The organism is Candidatus Nomurabacteria bacterium (genome assembly GCA_020632075.1).
GTDB lineage: Bacteria > Patescibacteriota > Minisyncoccia > Phycocordibacterales > UBA918 > OLB19.
The window spans coordinates 16,560-38,719 of the sequence record JACKGH010000001.1 but is presented as its reverse complement, the minus strand read 5'-3'; the positions used below and the strand labels follow the sequence as shown (position 1 = coordinate 38,719).

At 48.4% G+C, this 22,160-nt stretch carries 19 protein-coding genes and 6 tRNA genes; 11 read left to right on the top strand and 14 right to left on the bottom strand.

All coding sequences use genetic code 11. From position 1 onward, the window contains the following. Positions 1-50: 50 nt before the first annotated feature. On the top strand, positions 51-1,604 hold the full coding sequence (locus H6786_00215; protein MCB9815793.1) for a bifunctional (p)ppGpp synthetase/guanosine-3',5'-bis(diphosphate) 3'-pyrophosphohydrolase: 1,554 nt from the start codon (positions 51-53) through the stop codon (positions 1,602-1,604). Here H6786_00215 and H6786_00210 read toward each other — a convergent pair. Then, positions 1,594-2,829, bottom strand: coding sequence for a ParB/RepB/Spo0J family partition protein (locus H6786_00210; protein ID MCB9815792.1), 1,236 nt, complete (start codon positions 2,827-2,829; stop codon positions 1,594-1,596). The two genes, H6786_00215 and H6786_00210, sit on opposite strands and share 11 nt — an antisense overlap. A gap of 148 nt (positions 2,830-2,977) precedes the next feature. On the opposite strand from H6786_00210, the gene H6786_00205 reads away from it, so the two are divergent. Both H6786_00205 and H6786_00200 read left to right on the top strand, forming a co-directional pair. After that, positions 2,978-3,349, top strand: coding sequence for a hypothetical protein (locus H6786_00205; GenBank protein MCB9815791.1), 372 nt, complete (start codon positions 2,978-2,980; stop codon positions 3,347-3,349). Between the two features lie 108 nt (positions 3,350-3,457). Next, positions 3,458-3,539: transfer RNA gene (locus tag H6786_00200), tRNA-Leu, on the top strand. A 53-nt stretch (positions 3,540-3,592) separates the two neighbouring features. Here the strand turns inward: H6786_00200 and H6786_00195 are convergent. After that, a complete protein-coding gene (locus tag H6786_00195) occupies positions 3,593-4,201 on the bottom strand; it encodes a redoxin domain-containing protein (GenBank protein MCB9815790.1) in 609 nt (202 codons plus the stop codon). Between the two features lie 82 nt (positions 4,202-4,283). Here H6786_00195 and miaA point away from each other — a divergent pair, with 82 nt between their 5' ends. Beyond that, a complete protein-coding gene (gene miaA, locus H6786_00190) occupies positions 4,284-5,180 on the top strand; it encodes a tRNA (adenosine(37)-N6)-dimethylallyltransferase MiaA (GenBank protein MCB9815789.1) in 897 nt (298 codons plus the stop codon). A 52-nt stretch (positions 5,181-5,232) separates the two neighbouring features. Then, positions 5,233-5,303 (top strand) — tRNA-Trp (locus H6786_00185). A 203-nt stretch (positions 5,304-5,506) separates the two neighbouring features. On the opposite strand, the gene H6786_00180 is transcribed toward H6786_00185, so the two are convergent. Both H6786_00180 and H6786_00175 read right to left on the bottom strand, forming a co-directional pair. Then, entirely contained in the window at positions 5,507-8,689 is a 3,183-nt protein-coding gene (locus H6786_00180) for a hypothetical protein (GenBank protein ID MCB9815788.1), read from the bottom strand. Positions 8,690-8,848: 159 nt separating this feature from the next. Beyond that, on the bottom strand, positions 8,849-9,883 hold the full coding sequence (locus tag H6786_00175) for a hypothetical protein (GenBank protein ID MCB9815787.1): 1,035 nt from the start codon (positions 9,881-9,883) through the stop codon (positions 8,849-8,851). 93 nt (positions 9,884-9,976) lie between these two features. On the opposite strand from H6786_00175, the gene H6786_00170 reads away from it, so the two are divergent. Continuing rightward, positions 9,977-10,059 (top strand) — tRNA-Tyr (locus tag H6786_00170). Between the two features lie 60 nt (positions 10,060-10,119). Here the strand turns inward: H6786_00170 and H6786_00165 are convergent. Beyond that, the gene (locus tag H6786_00165; GenBank protein MCB9815786.1) at positions 10,120-10,827 is read right to left on the bottom strand and encodes a hypothetical protein; all 708 of its coding nucleotides are present in this window, start codon (positions 10,825-10,827) and stop codon (positions 10,120-10,122) included. Between the two features lie 203 nt (positions 10,828-11,030). Between H6786_00165 and H6786_00160 the strand changes: the two genes are divergently transcribed. Together H6786_00160 and H6786_00155 are read left to right on the top strand one after the other, a co-directional pair. Next, complete coding sequence (locus H6786_00160) at positions 11,031-11,288, top strand: hypothetical protein (protein ID MCB9815785.1); 258 nt, start codon at positions 11,031-11,033, stop codon at positions 11,286-11,288. A gap of 159 nt (positions 11,289-11,447) precedes the next feature. Continuing rightward, positions 11,448-11,804, top strand: a complete 357-nt coding sequence (locus H6786_00155; protein ID MCB9815784.1) for a hypothetical protein — start codon at positions 11,448-11,450, stop codon at positions 11,802-11,804. A 60-nt stretch (positions 11,805-11,864) separates the two neighbouring features. Here H6786_00155 and H6786_00150 read toward each other — a convergent pair whose 3' ends face one another. The 3 genes from H6786_00150 to H6786_00140 form a co-directional block, all read right to left on the bottom strand. Next, positions 11,865-14,576: an AAA family ATPase gene (locus H6786_00150; GenBank protein MCB9815783.1), complete on the bottom strand. Its 2,712-nt coding sequence runs from the start codon at positions 14,574-14,576 to the stop codon at positions 11,865-11,867. Positions 14,577-14,689: 113 nt separating this feature from the next. Beyond that, entirely contained in the window at positions 14,690-15,697 is a 1,008-nt protein-coding gene (locus H6786_00145) for an aminotransferase class V-fold PLP-dependent enzyme (GenBank protein MCB9815782.1), read from the bottom strand. Positions 15,698-16,022: 325 nt separating this feature from the next. Continuing rightward, positions 16,023-16,445: a hypothetical protein gene (locus H6786_00140; GenBank protein MCB9815781.1), complete on the bottom strand. Its 423-nt coding sequence runs from the start codon at positions 16,443-16,445 to the stop codon at positions 16,023-16,025. 319 nt (positions 16,446-16,764) lie between these two features. Between H6786_00140 and infB the strand changes: the two genes are divergently transcribed. Further along, complete coding sequence (gene infB, locus H6786_00135) at positions 16,765-18,279, top strand: translation initiation factor IF-2 (protein MCB9815780.1); 1,515 nt, start codon at positions 16,765-16,767, stop codon at positions 18,277-18,279. Between the two features lie 2 nt (positions 18,280-18,281). Then, positions 18,282-18,626: a ribosome-binding factor A gene (locus tag H6786_00130; protein ID MCB9815779.1), complete on the top strand. Its 345-nt coding sequence runs from the start codon at positions 18,282-18,284 to the stop codon at positions 18,624-18,626. A gap of 53 nt (positions 18,627-18,679) precedes the next feature. Here the strand turns inward: H6786_00130 and H6786_00125 are convergent, their stop codons facing one another. From H6786_00125 to H6786_00110, 4 genes are all read right to left on the bottom strand, one after another. After that, the gene (locus H6786_00125) at positions 18,680-19,087 is read right to left on the bottom strand and encodes a DUF4332 domain-containing protein (protein ID MCB9815778.1); all 408 of its coding nucleotides are present in this window, start codon (positions 19,085-19,087) and stop codon (positions 18,680-18,682) included. 96 nt (positions 19,088-19,183) lie between these two features. Then, the gene (locus H6786_00120; protein ID MCB9815777.1) at positions 19,184-19,666 is read right to left on the bottom strand and encodes an excalibur calcium-binding domain-containing protein; all 483 of its coding nucleotides are present in this window, start codon (positions 19,664-19,666) and stop codon (positions 19,184-19,186) included. Between the two features lie 84 nt (positions 19,667-19,750). Next, positions 19,751-19,834 (bottom strand) — tRNA-Leu (locus tag H6786_00115). A 118-nt stretch (positions 19,835-19,952) separates the two neighbouring features. Beyond that, positions 19,953-20,024 (bottom strand) — tRNA-Cys (locus tag H6786_00110). A gap of 150 nt (positions 20,025-20,174) precedes the next feature. On the opposite strand from H6786_00110, the gene H6786_00105 reads away from it, so the two are divergent. Continuing rightward, a tRNA-Lys gene (locus H6786_00105) sits at positions 20,175-20,247 on the top strand. Positions 20,248-20,310: 63 nt separating this feature from the next. On the opposite strand, the gene H6786_00100 is transcribed toward H6786_00105, so the two are convergent. Next, the gene (locus tag H6786_00100; GenBank protein MCB9815776.1) at positions 20,311-20,931 is read right to left on the bottom strand and encodes a hypothetical protein; all 621 of its coding nucleotides are present in this window, start codon (positions 20,929-20,931) and stop codon (positions 20,311-20,313) included. Between the two features lie 51 nt (positions 20,932-20,982). Next, entirely contained in the window at positions 20,983-22,140 is a 1,158-nt protein-coding gene (locus tag H6786_00095) for a phosphatase PAP2 family protein (protein MCB9815775.1), read from the bottom strand. Positions 22,141-22,160 lie beyond the last annotated feature (20 nt).

Below are 22,160 nucleotides of genomic sequence, written 5' to 3'. Positions count from 1 at the left end.
TTTGTATCCAAAATCTTGCCAAGACTCACATCACGTCCTACAATCAAACGATGCACTCTGCAGAAGATATCATTGCGCAACTCAATGAACCAAGCGACGCTGATCGAGCGTTAGTAACAAAAGCGTATGACTACGCCGCCAAAGCCCACGAAGGACACAAGCGCTACTCTGGTGACCCGTATATGATTCATGTTGCTGCGGTTGGCCACAAGCTAGCCGAGATGGGTATGGGTCCACGCACCATTTGCGCTGGACTCCTCCATGACACGATCGAAGATACTCCGGTTACTTCAGAAGATATCAAGAAAGAATTCGGTGAAGAAGTTCTCTTCTTAGTGGAAGGAGTCACCAAGCTCTCTTCGGTTCGTTACTATGGCACTGATCGTCACAACGAAAGTCTGCGCAAGCTGTTTGTAGCAACGAGCCAAGACATCCGTGTCCTCATCATCAAACTCGTTGACCGTCTTCATAATATGGAGACACTCCACCACGTACCTGAAGAAAAGCAGCAGCGTATCGCACGGGAGACGCTCGAGATCTACGTGCCAGTAGCGCATCGACTTGGAATGGGTAAGCTTCGCAAAGAACTCGAAGACCTGGCGTTTCCATTTGTCTACCCCGAAGAAGCCAAGCGTGTCGCTGAATCACTCAAGAGCCGCTTTGGAAACGCGAACGAGATATTGGAACGCGAACGAAAGGTGCTCCAAAAGAAACTCGCCGACGTTGGTTTCACTGATTTTCACACCTCATACCGTGTCAAAGGAAAATACAGCCTCTACAATAAGCTGAAACGAAAAGAGTGGAGCATCGACTCGATCTACGACCTTATGGCCATGCGTGTGGTCGTAAATTCTGTCGAAGATTGTTACCGCACCCTCGGTATCGTGCACGAACTCTGGCGTCCACTTCCCCAGCGTGTCAAAGACTACATCGCATTCCCGAAGCCAAATGGCTACCAATCACTCCACACCACAGTCACCACTCAAAACGGTGTGATCTTAGAGATCCAGATCCGCACCAGACAAATGCACCAAGAGGCTGAGTTTGGTGTAGCATCACACATTTTCTACAAACAACCATCGGTAAGCGACAACCGTAAACCCTCTATGTTCTCAGCACTCGTTCCAGGACTCTTCAAACCCTTCGCTCGACGTGATGCAGATTTTGAAGAGAATCTCGCAGAGCAAGCAACCACTCCTCACTTTCAGAAAATTCCTCGCTGGATATCGCAAATTGGTCAAACCTATAATCCTGATTCAAAAAATTCCACACGAGAGTTCGTTGAAGACGCACAGTCAGACTTTTTCTCAAACCGCATCTTTGTCTTCACTCCGACCGGTGACGTGGTTGACCTCCCCGTTGGCGCAACTCCGATCGATTTTGCCTATGCAATTCACTCAGAAGTTGGTGAACACACCTTTGGCGCGAAAGTAAACCGCAAGCTAGTCTCACTCAGCACTGAACTCCGTAATGGAGATATCGTTGAGATCGAAACACGAAAATCAGCGCAACCAAGCCAAAAGTGGCTCGACTTTGCAAAAACATCACTTGCGAGACGCAAGATCAAGACCGCACTTGATCATGGTGAACACCCTAAACAGTAAAGTTTCGAATTGAGTAGAGACCACTGTCGTCTGACTGAGGTGACTCAGGCTGTTTTTCTGGAGCTGGCTCAGACACAGGCTCATCAAAACTCTGCGCCACAAATGAAGGCTCACGCCGAGGCGTAAACGATGGCTCAGGTGGGCGTTGGATGTAACTTGCAAGCGATCCTGAATCATCTACGGCCTCTTCTTGCACTGGTTCAGGTACTGGCGTAGTTAGATAGGTCACCGCTCGAGTCACAATAAACTGCGGCTCTCGTACGGACATCTCTTGCACTGACCGCGACTGCTCGTAGCTTGCAGACTCAACGCTTTCTTCATCTACAGAAAGTGGGGTGTGCTCTGTAAGTCGATTGACCATTTCATATGTTGTTGACTCAACTGGCTGAGACGCGGCAACTTCAGCTGCCATGCGCTGCAAAATGGCTTCCAAGTCTTCCTCTGAAAAGTAGTCAATAGTGAGCTTGCCACCGAAGTCAGTCTTTTGGATCTGTACCCGAGTACCGAGCGTCTCGGTAAATTTCTTTTCAAATTCGATGAGACTCTCATCAAATTCAAGCGGGTTCTTTTTACGTACTTTATCAGTCGCGATCTTGCGCACAATACGCTCTACTTCGCGTACTGAGAGCTTTTTTAGCAAGATCTCTTTATAGACCACTTCTTGCTCTTCAGGGCGATCAGTGAGCATGAGAAGCGTGCGGGCATGCCCTTCCATCATGTCAGCGATCTTGAGCGAATCCAGCATATGATCAGGCAAACCAAGAAGACGAATGGAATTCGAAACATACTCACGACTGCGACCGACTTTCTGCGCTACCTGTGCATGTGACAGCCCAAACGCATCTGCGAGCTGGCGAAATGCGAGAGCACGATCAACCGCATTGAGATCCTCACGCTGCAAGTTCTCAATGATCGCAAGTTCGAGCTTTTCTTGTTCGCTCTGCTCCCCTTCACGAATAATCACTGGCACCTGTGCGACACCGGCCAATTTACTTGCGCGCATACGACGCTCTCCTGCAATCAGTTCGTATTCTGAGTAAAACGTTCCATCTTCACGTTGGATCTCCTTGCGCGTCACTGTGAGTGGCTGTAGCACGCCGTACATGCGAATAGAATCTGCCAGTTCTTGCAGCTTGTTCTGATCAAATTCTCGTCTTGGCTGAAACGGATTAGGAACAACCTTCTCTACTTCCACCCAGTATATTGAATCACCTTGAAATGCCATAACAAATATTACCTCCGAGCTCTACATACTCGATATGCCTGTATTCTAACATACTTGTTTGATCAATCAGTTTCTTACTATTCTTGCGTTAAATACCTGATATCTGTACTATGCAAACCAGATGTACGGGAACCACTGGAGGTGATAAATGTCAACAAATGACAACGAACTTAGCGTTACTTGCCACCTACTCATCAAAGGTGACGAGTGCATTGGATTCAAACTGACTGCACTGGAGAACGACAAACAGGCAGAACTCTTCTGCGACTCCTTTGCCGACAACCTGTTTTGTTCTGGTGGAGAATTTGGCTTTGACGATGAAGCTAAAAACGTAGTGAGTTTCAAGAATCCCCCGGTAGGACATGTCCACATGACCGTTCCTGATGAGCTTTTTACAACAACGAAGGAGTGGTTCATTGAATTGGGGCAGATACGCCTCGAGCTCACAAGGCCGGTCATGTTGTTCATTGAAAAGCGGGATGGGGCTTGGGATACAGAGATTCCTCTCGAGAGAGCTTGAAACGACCGAACACTTAGCCCCTGTTGATACGGTGGGCTATTTTGATGTTAAGAAAGAGTTGTTCTCATTCCATGTTTTTTCTGGTACACTCACTGTCACCTATCACCCGCCTCGGTGGTGGAATTGGTATACACGTACGACTCAAAATCGTATGCCGTAAGGCTTGAGGGTTCGACTCCCTCCCGAGGCACAAAGTATAAAGGCCGGGGCGCGAAGCGCCCCGGCCTTTATACTTTCTAGTTCCTAGATCTTCCCAACCAGATCAAGACCTGGCTTCAAAGTCTCATCTCCTTCTTCCCAGCTGGCTGGACAGACATTTCCCGGATGTTCGTTTACATGCTTTGCTGCCTTCATCTTGCGGAGCGTTTCCTTCGCACTGCGACCAATTGCATCGTGATTGATCTCAATACAGCGAATCACTCCTTCCGGATCAATGATAAACGTCGCACGGTGTGTTACTCCTGCTTCAGGGATCAGTACACCAAATACTTCAGACAGTACATGTGCTGGATCGGCTGCCATCGGGTACGTGAGTGTCTTGATTGCTGGTGAGTTGTCGTGCCATGCTTTATGCACTTCGATCGTGTCAGTTGAAACTGAGATCACTTCTGCACCTTCTGCGGTAAACGCTTCATAATGCTTCTGCATATCTTCGAGCTCAGTAGGACAAATAAAGGTAAAGTCTTTTGGATAGAAAACCAGCACAGCCCACTTCCCGCGAAGCTCCTTAAAACTCATCTGCTTTTCTTCGTCATTGTGCAGTACCGGGAAATCGAGTTCCTCAGGTACAGCGTCACCGACCGTCAACGGTGCGTATACAACAGCTTCCCCACATTTACATGCATGTTCCATGTTCATAGATAGAATTACGAATTAATCGCAGACATCATACCACACCATTGTATTACAAGCTGTTTTTGCTACACTCAGCTCTATGCAGAAGCCAAAAGTCATTGCTATTGTGGGACCAACTGCCTCAGGCAAAACCTCACTCTCTATAGATATCGCCAAGAAATTCAATGGCGAAGTGATTTCGGCTGACTCACGCCAGGTATACACTGGACTCAATATTGGATCTGGAAAGGTCACGACGGAAGAAATGGACGGTGTGCCGCATCATCTGCTTGATGTGACAGCACCGACTAATGTGTACACTGCTGCAGATTGGCAGCGAGATGCACAAGCCGCGCTTCTGGATATCCAGAAGCGCGGCTTGTGCCCGGTCATTGCCGGCGGTAGCTTCTTTTACCTCGATCAGCTCCGAGGCAAGTCGAGCACCGCTCCAGTCGAGCCAAACGAACAGTTGCGCGGCGAACTCGAACTTCTTCCGGCCGAAGCACTCTTTGAGAAATTACAAATTGCAGACCCAGCCCGTGCCGAGACGATCGACGCGCACAACAAGCGCCGTATCATACGCGCCCTAGAGATCGTCGACGCGCTTGGATCAGTCCCGACTGAAACCAGCCCTGAGTCTCCATATGACTGGCTCGTGCTCGGTGTCGACCTTTCCAAAGAAACACTCCACAGCAATATTCATATTCGTCTCATTGAGCGCATGAAGGACGGTATGGTTGATGAAGCGAAACGGCTCCATGCTGAGGGTGTGTCATTCGAGCGTATGAATGATCTTGGTCTCGAGTATCGCTATCTCGCTAAACTTCTCAAAGGTGAACTACCAGAAGATGAAATGGTGACCGAACTCGAAACGAAGATCCGCCAGTTTGCCAAGCGACAGATGACCTGGCTAAAACGCGATGATGAAATTGAATGGTACGCGCCGAAAGATCGCGAAGCGATCTTTCGGCGCGTAGCGGAATTTCTCGCCGAATAGCACAGTTGCGTTTTAAGCTCAGTTTGGCTAGTATTACTCGCACAACAAATTTGGGTCTATAGTTTAGTGGTAGAACAACGGTCTCCAAAACCGTCGGCCGAGGTTCGAGTCCTCGTGGACCCGCATTATTTGAAAGAATCAACCCTTGTGGTTGGTTTTTTCAAATGACTGCCCGAGGGCTCGAAAAGCGGTTTGAGATATTTTGGAGCTTGCGAACAAAATATCCAAACGCTGCACAGAATCTGTAAGATTCGAGTCCTCGTGGACCCGCAAACACAAAAGGCCGGGCGCGAAGCGCCCGGCCTTTTGTGTTTCAGCTTTTGTCTCTAATATCCGTAGATCGAGAAGTGCGGTGCAGAAATGTGACTGCCAAGCGAAACAATGTACTCAGCTGGCACACCTGCTTCTACGAGCACTTTTTTATCAGCCTCAGTATGCACTTCATACACTGGTCGAAGATCATTCGCTACTGCTGCCGCAATCACTGCATTGATTTCACCAGCATCGAAACCACCAACCTTACTGTAATCAATACAAGTACCATTGTTGTGACACTTTGAAATATGATTGTACGTCGGTGGCATAGCCTCAGAAACACGACCACCAAGTGCAGCAACTGCGGTATGCATACTATCGAGCTTCGGTTGCAGGTCAGGTGAGATCGAGCAACTATTCAGATCCTTACACATTGCTGGATCAAGTGGTGTACACTCACTACCAGAACACGAAACTGGCGTTGCTCCTGGCAGAGGGGCTGGAGAACCAACACGCAATTCAATACAGTTCACAACGTAATTTGCCGGATTGCTCTTATCAACTGTCGGTGTATAGCCACTACGCTGACAATTATTGATCAAAGCTTCACAGTCAGTGTTCCCACCCGCACCGGCAGCACAAAGTGTAGTATCGATCACTGAAGAGTTTCCATACAGGTTACTTGGATCACCGCCCCAAGCGTACATTGCATCATTCACGAGCGGCTGTACTGTACACTGGATCTCGTTCCATGGACCCAAGCTTCCTGGACCGGTCTTAAGCAATATTTTCATGACCGTATCAATTAGTATCCAAGCCGCCAGCACAATAATGAGGCCCACCGCAGCATTGGCAATACGACGCCTCGTTGCAACCTTCATTTCAGGATTACCGGTTGACGAAGTAAGCAAGATACCAGAGACAACCACCATGATCGCAAAGACAATCATCATGATCCCGACCAACCACTTAGAAACATTGTTCACAAGCTGTACCACATGACAGCTTTTACACGGCTCCTCACCTGGACCACCACAAGGGACTAATCCTCCATCAGCGGGCGCACTCCCTACCGGTGGAGCAGGAGGCAAAGAAGAGACACTTGAAAAAGAGCTATTGTTAAGCGCAATCGAAGGATCTGGCGCGAGCGGCACTGGCGCTGGATCTCCAGGATTGACTGGGTTTGCAGGGTCTCCAGGGTTGGCAGGATTCGCAGAGTCTCCTGGGTTGGCTGGATTAGCGGGGTTGGCGGGGTTGGCTGGATTAGCGGGGTTGGCGGGGTTGGCTGGATTAGCGGGGTTGATCGGATCGCTCGGGCTCATTGCCACTAAATAATTTACAACCAAATCTTGTACGTCACTATTGAAGTATAAATCGTGACCAAGACTTGGAAATATATCTGTTGTTCGTGCTGCTGCACTTATACGCACATTCCAATATGCATTTGAAGCCAAAAACCATGGCACGTCTTTCCCTCCCAAAATTGTATGGACTTCCACTCCCGGATACACAACATCAACGCCAGGAAACGGTACTCCCGTAGCATCAAACATTGAGACAGCGTCGTTCTCTGGACACGGTGTCACTCCCGGATTACAAGCAGGTATCACATTCCAGGCATTAGCTGCTTTAACAATATCAACCACCGGAGTTGGACCCAGCTTAACAGAAGGATCAAGATATATTGGGGAACTTACATCATGCAATTCCTGAGAAAAACTGAATCCCATCGGACCTGAAGACAGCACGACCTCGTCGACATTACTCTCAAGACCATGGTACGCAAGAGCATAACTTGTAAGCAATGTACCAAAGCTACCGGCTGCAATTTTAGCTTTTTTTCCAGCCGTGAAACCATTATCAACTAAGTAATCTGTAATGGAAGCAACCAAGGCAGACTTGTCAGGCAGCCCAGCCAACGTCGGATTGAGAGTACCACTACTCCAGATATCTGGATCTGTATTTGTGAATTGAATATCGATAGAGCGTACATTTTCAGCTGCCAATCTATCCTGCACAGCGGCTCCGCCAGAAACGGTCCTATTAATTGTTGTACCCCCGCCGCCCGAGAACCAGATCACCGTATCAGTCTGCCCTCCAGCAGTCAGATTGTAGCGAGCAGTTACTGTGTATGGGGTTGCACCATATCGCAACTTAAGACACATCCAACCATTAAAGCCTGGGTCAACACACGGTTTTGGAGCACCGATCGGTACCATCTGTTGCATCGGAGTTACATTGGGAGCTGGAGCCGGCTGCACTGGGTTTACTGGATCAGCTGGGTCTGCCAGGTCGATCGGGGTTGCGGGGGCACCCGGTCCAGCAGGAATGCCGTCAGCGTCATTGACTGCACACGCAGGATCAGGACACACGGAACCGTCTGGCTGTATCACACCACCATTTGAAAGCACCATTGTGAATACTGTGCTCTGTGGTGGTAAGCCAGCACCTTCAGGGATCTCACCAGTACCTGTGATCTCATTGATCACATTAAAAACCTGCGGCAGATCGACCTGGGTTTTATCAAACGCCATTCCAGTAAATTCATACGCTTCACCTGTCTTGAGTATCTTATATTCTGAAGTAACCGTTCCATCATCATTTTGCACTACGGGGGTTCCGGCTGGATACGTATTCACATCATCAGAAAAAACGTATTTCTGTGTCGCTTTTTCCATGTCACCGTATACCAGATCAACCAATGTCCCTTGACTATCTCTCAATACGAAGATCGGGTATATACTACCTTCACCAGCACCGACCACTTTATTCTGCACGGTTACATTTACCAAGCGGCCATTATCATCTGATTTAAGATCAGCCTCTGTATACGGACTATCCCAAGGCTTAAACCATTGATTTTCAGAGTCAGGCGTAAAAAGCTGATCGAGCAGCTCAATACTACCAAAGTCAGGAGCTTCCTCTCCCACGTACACCGTAGCTGAACAACTCTCGACTACACCGTCGTTAAAACTAGCTGTCATGGTGTAAGTGGTCGTCACTGCCGGATTCACCGTTGGGGCACCAGCCGGGCCGACACTACCAAACCCTGTGACGTTTACACCAGTTACCATGCCGATGTACGCATCATTAATGAGCCAGGTGAGCCGTGAATCAATGCCTTCACTAATGCTCTGTGGATTTGCGCTTATGACACCGCGCGAACAAGCAGCTTGCACATCAGCAAACGGCACCAGCAGTAACACGAGCGTCATCAAACCAATAATACGAGAGAGGTTTTTAATACTGAACATAACTATTATCTTTAAAGAGCACTACGGTGAGTAGAACTGACAAGTACATACTGTAAATAATAGCACTTACTTTTGTGTAAATTGTGAGTAAGTGAGCATAACAAACGCAAAAGGCCGGGCGCGAAGCGCCCGGCCCTTTGTATTTCTTTTCCCTCTTTCCTAATATCCGTAGATCGAGAAGTGTGGTGCTGAAATATGACTTCCGAGTGTCTTGATATACTCAGCCGGTACACCACCGTCAACCAAAGCTTGCTTCTCAGCAGGTGTGCCAACCTCATACACCGGACGAAGGTCGTTTGCGACAGCTGACGCAATCACACTGTTCACCTCTGCTGGGGTCATACCACCAACCTTACTGTAGTCAATACAGGTCCCTTCGGTGTGGCATGATGATCGGTGTGTGCGAGTTGGGGGCATAGCCTCTGTAATACGCGCCCCTGCCACTGCAGCGTCAGCGTGAAAATCGGCCAGTTTCAGTGCCATATCTGGAGAAATCGAACAGCCTGAACCAGCCTTACAAGGTACCAAACCAGTCAAGTCAGTACACTCACCACCACTACACGCAATCGGCGGAGTACCGGTAAGCGGAGCGGGTGCCCCCACCTTGATGTCCCAGCAATTAACCTTGTTGGTCGGAATGTCTCGTTCAGCAATCAAACCTTTATCTTCACAGGCTGCGATCTCGTCGACACAGTTCGCCGTCAAACACACTGCTGTCGATACTACTTCTGAATTACCATACAAACTACCAGGATCACCACCCCACGCCACCGTCGCAGCCTTGACCTCTGGTTGCTTGGTACACTCAACCTGATTCCACGGACCAAGCGTTGTAAGACTCTTTGCGCCAGGAGTAAGAAGCATTTTCATGAGCGTATCGATCAACAGCCATGCAGCCAGTACGATCACGAGACCAATGATCGCATTGGTGAACTTATCCTTTGCGGCGGTCTTTGCTTGAGGATTCCCGCCAGAAGTCACTAGACCCCAGCCAGCAGTTGCCATGATAAAAGCAAACACCACCATCAAAATTCCGATAAGCCAAACGATAAGCTTGTTGCCCAACTCAACAAAATGGCAGGCCTGACACTCTGGCTGTCCATCACCACCACAAGGAATGAATCCAGCAGCTGACGCGGCGGTTGGCACCACCAACAACGCAAACACAAAAAATGGGATGTAATATTTTTTCATTACCAAAATAATACCATGCAGAGGCTTTGAAAAAGCAATCAGTTGTGGTATTTTAGTGCAACTTGTTTAAGCAAGTCACAATTACATAGACCTGCGTCGATGGCGGAGTGGTCAATCGCGACGGACTGTAAATCCGTTGACTTATGTCTACGTTGGTTCGAATCCAACTCGGCGCACATCCAAAATTACCCCTAGAAATAGGGGTAATTTTGTTAGGGAGGATTGAAGGTTAGAACTTAATCAGTTAAATCTTGATGAATTAAGTTGAATGACTCAGTGAACTTTTTGAAGTCCCTTTCTGGGATAGCGCCCTCCTCTGAAACAACCCCAAGTGAATAAGTTTTGTCACCGTAACCAAACATGAAATATCGAAGGTGGTAACCCAACTGATCGTCTACTGTTTTCAAGTCAACGGCTTCAATGCCATTAAAATCAACATATTCCTTACCTGTTACCCGAGCATACGGAATATTGTTCAACGTCCCTTGAACCATATTGTCTAAATCAGTACGACCCCACTCTATTGGTTCGTTATCATCTACAGGAATAGTATTAGCCCCCACCACGTAGAAGAGTTTATCCGCCTCAGAAGAATAAATGTGAACTCTCACAGTGACATCAGTACCCGCTACGAGTTGAGAACCCATCTGATATTCTGGTTTAGTTGGAAACAGCACTTCAAAACCTCTATCTTCAGTTCTGTACAAAACCCAACCATCAGGATCGTCAGAAGAAACAATTTTCCCGTCGTCACTAACTGGCTCATCGTACGTTATCTCCCTATAGGGCTTTTGTTCTGGACCAAAAATCGCCTCTTTTAAAACTGCGTCGTAAACAAATCCTCCCACAACAGAACCAATAACGACGGCTACGACAGTAAAAATAAGACTCTTCGGAGGCTGTTTTGTTTCCTTACTATTCTCTTCAGCGAATATATCGTTCATTTTCTAAAGAGTAGCACAAAAACATTTGGATTACCCTTTTACAAAACTAGGCAAAAAACACATAGTCGGACTCAATGACACTGGTTCTAACCTTCATCATTTCAGTGCACAGATCTTGACAATACACTATTTTTAGTGTATTGTTTTGTTACCTAATCATGTTTTAGGCGCTCTTATAAATCCATCTGACTGAGGAGACAGTAATGTCCAACCTGCAAGCACTGATCGAAGAGAAGACCGACGGAATCTTCGGGCTCGTGGCAGCATTCACGGCCGCCAGAAGTTCCCTCGGGGACGAACATCTGCAAGATTTTCTCGAAGCTGTTCCCGAGAAGGGTGAAGCCCTCTGGGTACGCTTCCGTGATTTCCAGAAGGCAAACACGAAACCCAACTTCGAGCCGACGTTCATGCATTTCATCGCCTCAGTACTCTTCCCTGATGGACTCGCCAGTCTCGGTTGAGATCATCAACACACCGCTCAAACGGAGACCGTTCTGTTTGAGCGGTTTCTGTTTACATAAGCACCCTTTCTCTTTTTAGAAAGCTTGGCAAAGAATTGACTTTGATCAACCGAGGGCATATCCTGACACAAAAGTACATTTCCGCCATTGGAGAACAACATGGACTCTGTTAGTCCCGAAGCGATCTCAGTCGCGACCGTACAATTCGCATTTATCTTTGCGATCTGGGTAGCCTTCAAGATCATTTTGATCGGCCAAGGATCAACGAAAGAGCAAGTACTGTTCGGTCTCTTGACCGCCACACCGATTGGCCTTGGAGCCGGATATGCTTGGGTTCGCATAACTCATCACCTTTGGCCTGTTGCACCCTCGGAAACCAGCGGTGCAATTGAGTGGGTGCTATCAGAAACAATTCCATTCCTCTCGCTTGGCCTGACTGTGGTGATACTTCTGGCTGCACTGCGACGTCTACTTGATCTTCTCTTGAATTTCTTGATGAAGCGACCGCAAAAATGAAACCTGCCACCAAAAGAAAGCCACCTTTTGGTGGTTTTCTTTTGGTTCTTTTGTCTATCTTTATGCTGTGACTGCCTCGCGTTTCTTGGCGGTGGTCTTAGCAGCCTTCTTTGGGGCCGCCGCGTTGCGGCGGCCCTTTTTCTTTATATCGAAGTCTAACTCGCCCTTCTTTAGCGATACTTTGACCGTACCACCTTGAAGCATTCCCTCCCCTACCATCATATTAGCGACTGGAGTAAGAATCTTATTCTGGATCACACGACGTAGTGGTCGAGCGCCGTACTTTGGATCATATCCTTCCTTGGCCAAGTAATCTTTTACTTCCTGCGTCACTGTAAGTACGATCTCCTTCTTCGCCAGTCGTGCTACCACATCATTGACCTGGATCTCAACGATCTTAGCCAGATCATCTTGTGAAAGCAGCTCAAAGGTAATGATCTCATCAAGACGATTAAGGAATTCTGGTCGGAAATATTCCTTGAGACTATCCATCACCTTGTCCTTCGCCTGCACGAATTGAGCTTCCTCACCGTGATCGTCAGCAAAGCCAAAGTTCGACATGCGATTGATATGCTCCGCGCCGATGTTTGAGGTCATAATAATGACCGTGTTCTTGAAGTTCACCTTGCGACCTTTTGCGTCAGTCAAATGACCCGAGTCAAGTACCTGCAAGAGGATGTTAAACACTTCAGGATGTGCCTTTTCGATCTCGTCAAGCAAGATCACCGCGTACGGACGATGGCGTACTTTCTCGGTGATCGAACCTCCTTCATCGTGTCCCACATAGCCAGGCGGCGAACCAATGATCTTAGAAACTGAGTGCTTCTCCATAAATTCAGACATATCGATCCGCACGAGCGAATCTGGATCATTGAACATAAACTCAGCAAGGGCGCGTGAAAGTTCAGTCTTACCCACTCCAGTCGGTCCAAGAAAGAGGAATGAGCCAATCGGACGATTCGGATCAGCAATACCCGCTCGTGAACGCTTGATCGCGTCTGACACGAGCTTTACTGCTTCATCCTGACCAATCACCTTCTCATGCAGCACTTCTTCCATACGGGCAAGTTTCTGTACCTCTGCTTCGAGCATGCGAGAAACCGGGATACCCGTCCAACGTGAGACCACGCCAGCAATCTCTTCCTCGGTTACTTCTTCCTTGAGAAGCCTGCGAGTGCGCTGCAACTTCTTCAAGCGACGGAGCTTCACGTCGAGTTCCTTTTGTACGGTCGGGATAGTATCGTAGCGAATCTCAGCAGCACGAATCAAGTCTGCGGTCGCCTCAGCTGTATCAGCTTCCATACGCAACTCTTCAAGCTCTTTCTTGAGCTTACTGATCTCACCAAGCGCCTCTTTTTCATTATTCCACTTAGTTTCAAGGTTTGAGGTAGTTTCTTTGTATTCCCCGATTTCCTTCTCGATCTCCTTGATACGATCTTTCACTTTCTTCTTGTGTTCAGTCGTCTCGACTTCTTTTCGGAGCGCCTCACGCTCGATCTCCAGGCGACGGATCAGTCGGTCGGTCTCGATCAATTCTTCAGGTTTGTTCTCAAGTGATATACGGAGTGCAGATGCTGCTTCGTCGATCAGGTCGACTGCCTTGTCTGGAAGAAAACGATCGGTGATGTAGCGAGAAGAAAGATTCACCGCTGCCACGATCGCATCATCAGTGATGCGAACACCGTGGTAAAGCTCATACTTTTCCGCAAGTCCTCGCAAGATCGCGATCGCATCTTCTTGGGTTGGTTCATTTACATAGACTGGCTGAAAACGACGAGTGAGAGCCGGGTCGCGTTCAATATACTTCTGGTATTCCTTTAGCGTAGTAGCGCCGATCACGCGGATCTCACCACGAGCCAGCGCTGGCTTGAGCATATTTGAAGCATCCATTGAGCCATCGGCCTGACCTGCCCCCACGATCGTATGTAGTTCATCAATAAACAAAATAAATCGGCCAGCACCTTGCTCCACTTCTTTCATAACGGCCTTGAGACGTTCTTCAAATTCACCACGAAACTTCGTACCCGCCACCAAAAGGCCGAGATCGAGTGAAAGGATCTCTTTTTCTTTGACTGATTCTGGCACCTGCCCCATCACGATCTGCTGTGCGAGTCCTTCTGCAATAGCAGTCTTCCCTACTCCCGCTTCACCAATGAGGACCGGGTTGTTCTTAGTGCGTCGTGAAAGGATCTGGATCACACGCTGCACTTCGACATCGCGACCAATGACTGGATCGAGTTTGTTCTCTTGGGCAAGTTTAGTGAGATTACGGGTGTACTTGGTGAGCGTGCGGTACTTTTTCGGCGACTGGGCGTCTGACACGTTGCTATCACGAAGTTCCTTGATCGCTTCGATCACACGATTCTTGTCAACACCGGTGCGCTGCATGATCTCGATCGCTGGACCAGGGTGCTCAAGCGCTGCTACAAAAAGGTGTTCTACGCCGACATATGAATCGCCAAGTTGCTCGGCGAAGGCACCAGAGAATTCCAACGCCTTTGCAAGTTCTGGTGTGAGGTACAACTGATACGACTGAGAGATCGTCGATTGCGATTCTGGCATTTCAAGCGCCTCAAGAAGCAGATCAGTGAACGCAATCACATCAACGTCTAGACGATCTAAAATCGCGATCACCGCACTCTCGTCTTGCATTGAAAGTGCAGTCAAAAGATGCACTGGACTCACATGATTCTGTCCGCGCTCGATCGCTAATTCGTGTGCTTTTCTAATTGCCTCCTTCGCCTTAGTTGTGAAATTGTGAAAATTCGGCATATATCAATTACGTTCATTATACGGCACCAGCTGTCAATCGGTCGATGTAGCTATGCAACAAGAGCTGATATTCAATAGTACGTACCGTTACTTCGTATATTGCAATAGAATAACTATTGAGTCAATGTTCTCATCATACTGCGATGCGAAGCGATCTCAGCAGCAAGTCTCTTTAATTCTTCGATGGTTGTTTCAGGACCGAGAGTGATCCGGAGTGTGGAGGCGGCGCGGGCAGTGTCGTTTGAAATAGCTTTCACCACCACGCTCTCTCCCCCGCCCGCGCCACTACACGCAGACTTGGTACTGACCGCGAAACCTTTGCTATCGAGCCACACGGCAGCGTACTCAGTGTCCAGGCCAGGAATTGAAATATTGATGTTGTTCGCCAGACGATCTTCTCCTTCTGGCCCATTGAGAATTGCACCAGGAACAGTTTCTAAAAGCCGCTTGATTCCCTCATCGCGAACCTGACGGGCTCGCTCCGCTCGCCCGTGCCAATCTCTTTGAGTAGTCTCAAGCGCTACCGCAGCTCCCACGATTCCAGCAACATTTTCAGTACCAGGACGAAGGCCTGCTTCTTGGCCGCCGCCGTAGGCGGCGGCCGTTAACTCTACTCGCCGGCTGCGCACAAGTATTCCAACCCCCTTCGGTCCACAAAACTTCCCCGCATCCAGAGACAGAAGATCTGCTTGCGTCGCATCGAGCTGGCAATTCAACCACAGCGGTGTCTGCGCAGCATCGAGATGAAACATGATCTTTGTACCAAACTTCTCCTCAGCTTCTCGCAGCGCCTTCTTGATGCCATGCAACTTCTGCACCACACCAATCTCACTGTTGGCGTACGCCACTGAGAAGAACACCGTTTTTTCAGAAAGGAGTTCTCGCAAGTGGTCAAGCTTCACAAATCCTTCTTCATCCACATCGACATACTTCACCACCACTCCACGTCGTTCAAGCGCAGCCATTGCGTTCGTAACCGAGGGATGCTCGATGCGCGTCGTGACCACTTCCATGTCGGTGAACTCACGACAATTCTGTCGTAGCTGCATGATTACCCCCATGATCGAGAGATTATTCGCTTCGGTGCCTCCAGAGGTGAAGGTGACGAATTCTGGACGCACCTGGAGGGCGCGCGCGACTCCGTCGCGCGCCCTCCACGCTCCGCGCTACCTGCCCCTCCTGATGAATCGCACTGGCATTACCAAAATCATTTTCAAGAAATGGCAGCATCGCCGCTTTTGCCGCAGGCAGTAGCGGCGTCGCAGCCGCCCAGTCTAAATACACCCGCTCACCAGCGACATCCTTTTCCTTTCCTCGGGCGCTCGCTCCGCTCGCACCCCCACTTTTCCTCCCCCAAAATTTCATACCAAAATCATGCCACACCTCACCCAAATAGACAAAAGAAAACCGCCCTCCACTCGGTTTCCGTGAAAGGCAGCGCATCTATTACTTTTGGGTTGTGGCCATAACCACGCAAAACGCCGCTGCTGCAAGCCAGACTCCCTGACGGAGAGAAACCGGCTCTTTGAGCACGAACCATGCGATCAAAGCAGAGAAAATCACCATGCCGACAGCCATTGATGGCTGAAAGATCACCTTTACGACCTCAGGATCGCTCATTGCTTTTGAGTGGTACACAATTCCGATCCCGTTGATCAGACCTGCGACCACCATGAAAACGACTGACCTACTGTCTGGAGTAATTGCGACATTGCCGCTCACGACCCCCCAAACCATAACAGCCACCGTTGTGGTGAACATCGCAATGAAGCCACCCCAGGCTGAGTTTATGCCGGTGTAGGCAATTGCTGTTGGCCAGATCGCATAACAAGTTGCAATAACAGGCACCGTCAAGAGAGACTTAAACAAGGTACTATCCTCCCAAGAAATTGGTGACCTATTTATAAATAAAAACTAAATTATGTCAAGAAAACCGTAACGTTTACACGACCTAGAGACTCCAGCCGCACTTTCGAGAGACATCGCGGAGCAGGCTTTTTGTCAAGAGGCAGAGCCTCTTTACTAAAGGCCGTCGCGAGCGTAGGGCTTGACCCGTGTCGACAGAAAGTGCGGCGGGTGTTTCCGTCAGGCTAGTCACCTAGCCACAACCCCCTTTCTCTGCTATACTCCGGCGTAATTATTGGCTAATTTACACACCCATTGGGTGTTTTTAACGTACGGGATACTTATGGCTAAAAAATCAAAACAAGCAGCTCCAAATGTAGTAAAGCGACCACCAGTCGTGGTGGTTATGGGTCATATTGACCACGGCAAGTCGACCTTGCTCGATACTATCCGCAAGAGCAACATCGTCGATGGCGAAGCTGGCGGTATCACCCAGCATCTTTCAGCGTATGTAGTACCGCACAAGACCAAGGACGGTGCTGAGGAGACCATTACCTTCCTTGACACACCTGGCCACGAAGCATTCCAGAAAATGCGCCTACGTGGGGCTGACGTGGCAGACGTAGCAATTCTCATGGTCTCTGCCGAAGATGGTGTAAAGCCACAGACCCTCGAAGCACTTGAATCGATCAAAGCTGCCGACATCCCATACGTTGTCGCGATCAACAAGATCGATAAGCCGGGCGCCGATATCCAGCGCACCAAAAACACTCTTATCGAACACGAGATCTATATCGAAGGCATGGGTGGCGATGTTCCTTGGGCACCGATCTCAGCCAAGCAAGGGACAGGCATTGAAGACCTCCTTGATCTCGTAGTCTTGTCAGCCGACCTCGCCGAACTAACCGGCGACACCAACGCAGCAGCCACCGGAAAGATCATTGAAGGCAAGATGGATCCAAAACGCGGTAACACCGCCACTCTCATTGTGACCAACGGCACACTCAAGAGCGGTCAGTTTGTTGTCTCTGGTGAGACCTATTCTCCAGTGCGTATCATGGAAGATTTTCAAGGCAAGAGCGTGAAGGAGGCTGGGCTCTCTGCACCAATTCGTATTGTTGGCTTTACCGATATTCCTGAAGTAGGATCAGAATTTACCGTGGTAAATAGTAAGAAAGAAGCAGAAGTAGCAATTGCTGCCCACCACGAAAACAAAACAAATAAAGAGCAATCGACCACCAAGAAGCGCAACAATCTACCTGTCGTTCCTCTTCTCATTAAAGCTGACGTGCTTGGCACACTCGACGCAATTGAGCACGAGCTCGATAAATTCGAGTCAGATCGTATTACTGTAAAAGTGATCGACAAGGGGGTTGGTGACGTGAGCGTAAATGACGTACAGAACGTTAGTGCAACTGAAGACGCGATCATTGTTGGCTTCAGTGTGAAAGTTGAGCGACCAGCACAAGACCTGGCAGAACGACTCGGTGTAGAGATCGATACCTTCGACATCATCTACGAACTCTCTGAATGGCTTGAAACAGCCCTTAAGAACCGCACCCCGAAGAAAGAGGAGAAGATCGAGACTGGAACCGTAAAGATCCTTAAGCACTTCAGCATGCAGAAACATATTCATGTCATGGGCGGCCGTGTTGATGAGGGAACGATCAAACTCGGCCAATCAGTGAAGATCCTCCGTCGCGATATAGAGATCGGTACTGGCGTGATCAAAAACCTTCAACAAGCAAAGTCTGACGTCCAGCAGGTGGAAGAAGGCGAGTTCGGTATGCAACTTGAGACCAAAGCCGAGATCGCTCCAGGCGATTACCTTAAGCCATACGACACCGTCATTACTTAATCATGTCTGACCGCAACATCAGGATCACCGAACTTATCAAAGAACTTGCTGCGACTTTTATTCAGCAAGAGGCTAATACTGACCCTCTCATTACCGTCACCAACGTAGACCTCTCACCTGATGCTCGTCGTGCGATCATTTTCATTACCACCATTCCTGACGGGCGTGAGCAGGATGCGTTGATTTTCTTGAAGCGAAATGCAACTGAACTACGTAACTATCTCAAGCGTAAAGCTCGTATCAAGCATATTCCACATCTTGAATTCATGGTAGATGCTGGAGAAAAACATCGTCAACACATGGACGAACTCGTACGAGAGATCGAGACCGGAAAGAAGGCTGACTAAACACAAAGAAACAGCCGGCGCCCTTCGGGCGCCGGCTGTTTCTTTTTACAAAATTAGTGACTCACCATTGGTTCCATATCAGCCGCTTCATCAATCCACTTCTGGACTGTTTCAGCAGATGGCACACGATTGGTAAGATTCTTCTTTTCATTCACCTCGGCCATCGCTGCTGCGAGGTTTTCAGCGTTGCGATTCTTGAGCTCCTTAACAGTATCTACTCCTGCTTCTTCAAGCAGATCTGCGAACTCTTCACCCACACCATTGATGCGCATGAGATCTGAGAGATTCACCCACTCAAGTAGATGCTTTTCAGAAATACCAGTTTCGGTTGAGACACCCTCACGACCTTTCTTGTCGCCACAGCGACGCAAAAGATCTTCGGTAGTCTGAATATCAACATCACGGAGCTTCTGTCCGTATTCTGGTCCAATTCCCTCTACTTCTTCGATTTTGTAAGACATAGTCAAAATGATTACCTCGAGTAAGTCAGGATAGTATAGCAAACTGCATAAAAAATGCGCGGCGGCCTTCGGCCGCCGCGCATTTTTACTCACTTCCTAACTAGCCGGCAACGCCTGACACGGCACACCATCCTTGTTTCCATCAAGACGATTCACATCACCTTCGATTCCGCCTGCGTTATCGAAGAATACCTGTGCTTCAGATTGGGTCTCGAAATCATCACAGTTGTACTCATCAGTACGCTTTGCGCCTGGTGTTCCTTCCGCCACTTCATTGCCCTGCTTGTCTCGCAAGATACTCGTAAGAAAACCTCCTTCTGCAGATGCTTCGAGATTTCCTTCAGCGTCGCGCTCAATAACCGCGTCAGAGACCGAACGTTCCTGAATCGCAGTTCCAAGATCAATGTCAGTGTTAGCCATTTCAAACCCAAGTGCTACCAAGAGCACGGTTCCCACACCAACCATCCACCAACGGATACTTTCGACAAAGATTCCTAGTAAAACAACTACCAGTAATAAACCTCCAATGATATATAGGCGCGCTTTTTTGCTTCGACGCCAATTTGCTACTTCGTTCATAGTACTAAAAGTATACCGCATATTTGTAATTACAGTAGCAAAAAGCCGGAAATTGCTTCGCAATTTCCGGCTTTTTGCACATTGTGCCGGGAGCGGGACTTGAACCCGCACGCTTTTTGAGGGCAAGGGAGTTTAAGTCCCTCGTGTCTACCATTCCACCATCCCGGCAAATATATCATTCCTACACTCAGACAGTAGGATTGGTAGAGGAGGGACTTACATAAGTCCCTGTTCGACAATCACCCAGACTGTCTCACCTACCAATCCCACCATCCCAGCAAAAGTGAGTCCTGGGCGGGAATCGAACCCGCGCATGTCGGTTTTGCAGACCGAAGCGTTACCACTTCGCCACCAGGACTTTTTTGTAAAAGCTCACTGCCTTTAGACTGAGACTTTTACAGTTGCTCAGTATAAACATATTTCTTCAATCAGGCCAGCGTTTCTCCGGCATAAATACCCTTGTTTTATATCACAGTTTATTGTAAACTCAGGCGCACCAACTTTACACCCGCCCTTAGCTCAGTTGGTAGAGCAGCTCGCTCTTAACGAGACGGTCCAAGGTTCGAGTCCTTGAGGGCGGACAAGATCAAAAGCGGCGCGCTTCCTTTAGGAAGCGCGCCGCTTTTGTGTCATCAACATCAACCTTACCGCACACAGAAATCATACATTGGTAAACCAAGTTGCTCAGCCAGCTGTGCCGCCACCCCTCTCACCTCGTGCACACGCTCGACCGGTGCTTCCGTCACTATCAATCCAGCGTTCATGGTCAGCTTCGATGGCTGGGTCGAGCCGTTATGGATCGTGTCCATGATCTTATGAGCCACATCACCAACTGTTGGTGGAGCAGTCAGATCCGGACCATGGAGAGCAGCCTGTTGTGCTTCATATGCTTCTCGAATTGTAGGCAACTTATCTTTAGTCACTAAATAACAATACGCCGTTGCTTGCCGACTAATGTTGTTGCTATAGACCTCTGCCCATGGTCGCAACATAACTGCGCCATATGTTTCAACCGGCACCTGTGTTGCTGCAAAGGTTACTGGACCAAACCGCTTCTGTTTTTTGACCAATTTTGTCTGTACATCAACTTCGATCACCGTGTTGTACATCGAGACCAGTAACCAAAACGTACCGAAGATCAAGAGAAACACCCATGACTCATTGGAGTTGCCATACAAAAAGAAATACCCCGCAAACACATAGCTCACAGCCGCAACGACATATGTCTTATACCGCATCTTTCCGATCGTATTTGAAAATTTCATACCAAAAACTACACTAGCAATGCTTCACCCTATAGAGTACAGCATCATATACTATTTACGAACCGCCCTTTCCACCAGCTGACACAGACCAGCAGACACTCTTACTCTTAGTCGCTCTAGAAACAGAATCGTGGAAAACCAAAACTGTATATCCACTCGACCACTCTGTTCTGCACGAGCATATAGTCTGTCTACAAGCTTGACCGTACCCCATGCTACGAGAGCTCCAGTCACCAGATCGATCAGGTAGTGCTGCATAAAATACACAGTGCCGATCACTCCACCAGCAAGAAGAAACGTAGCGTACACACTCAACAATCGATGTAACCGCGAAAGGTACACAAACAGCAACACACACCAAATAACATGCATACTTGGATTATTGCTGATCGTGTACCCAAAGCCATCTTGGACTAACCCATCCCAAGAACTAACGAAAAAATTGGTGTGTTCATTCCATGCCGTATCAGTAAAAGAATTAAATACTTCAGTGTATGGAGCAGTTGCAATGAGTAGCTCTTCATGTCGAGAAAACTCAGAGAAACTATCAGTGATAGTCGCTTGAAGCGGAGCGATTGTCGGGAAAAGCAACCAAAGTGGTATTGAGACGAGTGCCGAAAGATACAACGACAACACATATTGCCGCGCCAACCGTGTCGAAACAAAAGAAAAGAACAATATGAACAAGAGCACGATAATCACCAAGTTGGTATACACATGAGATATGTAGTCAAATAACTGAGGCCACGAGCAGTAGGTCAGTATAGCCTGTAATAACTCTGGCACTCGAAAGAACACATCAAGCTCAAGATGCCACAGCGTCATCAGTCCGGTGTACTCAATATTGGAAGAAAGATACACGACACCAACAAGCAATAGATATGAAGCTACCAGTACTGCAAACGAACTCCACGAAGCAAAATACCGCACTGTATTGTACAAGAATCCATGCCGCTTAGTGTTGGTTTGCAATGTCGGCACGAGTAAACCACACACGAACAGCATCACATACACAAGAGACAGAAGAGCAGCTAATGACGCATACCAACTCAGGTGCGAGTCAACTGAAGCTGTTGCATATTCTGAGCTACCCAAAAACAACAACAGCCACAGCACACACAAGTTGACCGGAAGCACTATCGACAATTCTATAGGCAAAGTAGCTGCTCGATCTTTCAGCCACTCAATTTTAGACACAGCTCGTTGCAATGCAATGATTATAACAAAGC

Excerpts from the sequence above, each read along its gene's own strand:
- H6786_00205 (MCB9815791.1), top strand. The coding sequence starts at position 2,978 with ATGTCAACAAATGACAACGAACTTAGCGTTACTTGCCACCTACTCATC.
- H6786_00120 (MCB9815777.1), bottom strand. The coding sequence starts at position 19,666 with ATGAACGAAGTAGCAAATTGGCGTCGAAGCAAAAAAGCGCGCCTATAT.
- H6786_00165 (MCB9815786.1), bottom strand. The coding sequence starts at position 10,827 with ATGAACGATATATTCGCTGAAGAGAATAGTAAGGAAACAAAACAGCCT.
- H6786_00195 (MCB9815790.1), bottom strand. The coding sequence starts at position 4,201 with ATGGAACATGCATGTAAATGTGGGGAAGCTGTTGTATACGCACCGTTG.
- H6786_00180 (MCB9815788.1), bottom strand. The coding sequence starts at position 8,689 with ATGTTCAGTATTAAAAACCTCTCTCGTATTATTGGTTTGATGACGCTC.
- H6786_00215 (MCB9815793.1), top strand. The coding sequence starts at position 51 with ATGCACTCTGCAGAAGATATCATTGCGCAACTCAATGAACCAAGCGAC.
- H6786_00175 (MCB9815787.1), bottom strand. The coding sequence starts at position 9,883 with ATGAAAAAATATTACATCCCATTTTTTGTGTTTGCGTTGTTGGTGGTG.
- H6786_00100 (MCB9815776.1), bottom strand. The coding sequence starts at position 20,931 with ATGAAATTTTCAAATACGATCGGAAAGATGCGGTATAAGACATATGTC.
- H6786_00130 (MCB9815779.1), top strand. The coding sequence starts at position 18,282 with ATGTCTGACCGCAACATCAGGATCACCGAACTTATCAAAGAACTTGCT.
- H6786_00125 (MCB9815778.1), bottom strand. The coding sequence starts at position 19,087 with ATGTCTTACAAAATCGAAGAAGTAGAGGGAATTGGACCAGAATACGGA.
- miaA (MCB9815789.1), top strand. The coding sequence starts at position 4,284 with ATGCAGAAGCCAAAAGTCATTGCTATTGTGGGACCAACTGCCTCAGGC.
- H6786_00155 (MCB9815784.1), top strand. The coding sequence starts at position 11,448 with ATGGACTCTGTTAGTCCCGAAGCGATCTCAGTCGCGACCGTACAATTC.
- H6786_00210 (MCB9815792.1), bottom strand. The coding sequence starts at position 2,829 with ATGGCATTTCAAGGTGATTCAATATACTGGGTGGAAGTAGAGAAGGTT.
- H6786_00160 (MCB9815785.1), top strand. The coding sequence starts at position 11,031 with ATGTCCAACCTGCAAGCACTGATCGAAGAGAAGACCGACGGAATCTTC.
- H6786_00150 (MCB9815783.1), bottom strand. The coding sequence starts at position 14,576 with ATGCCGAATTTTCACAATTTCACAACTAAGGCGAAGGAGGCAATTAGA.
- infB (MCB9815780.1), top strand. The coding sequence starts at position 16,765 with ATGGCTAAAAAATCAAAACAAGCAGCTCCAAATGTAGTAAAGCGACCA.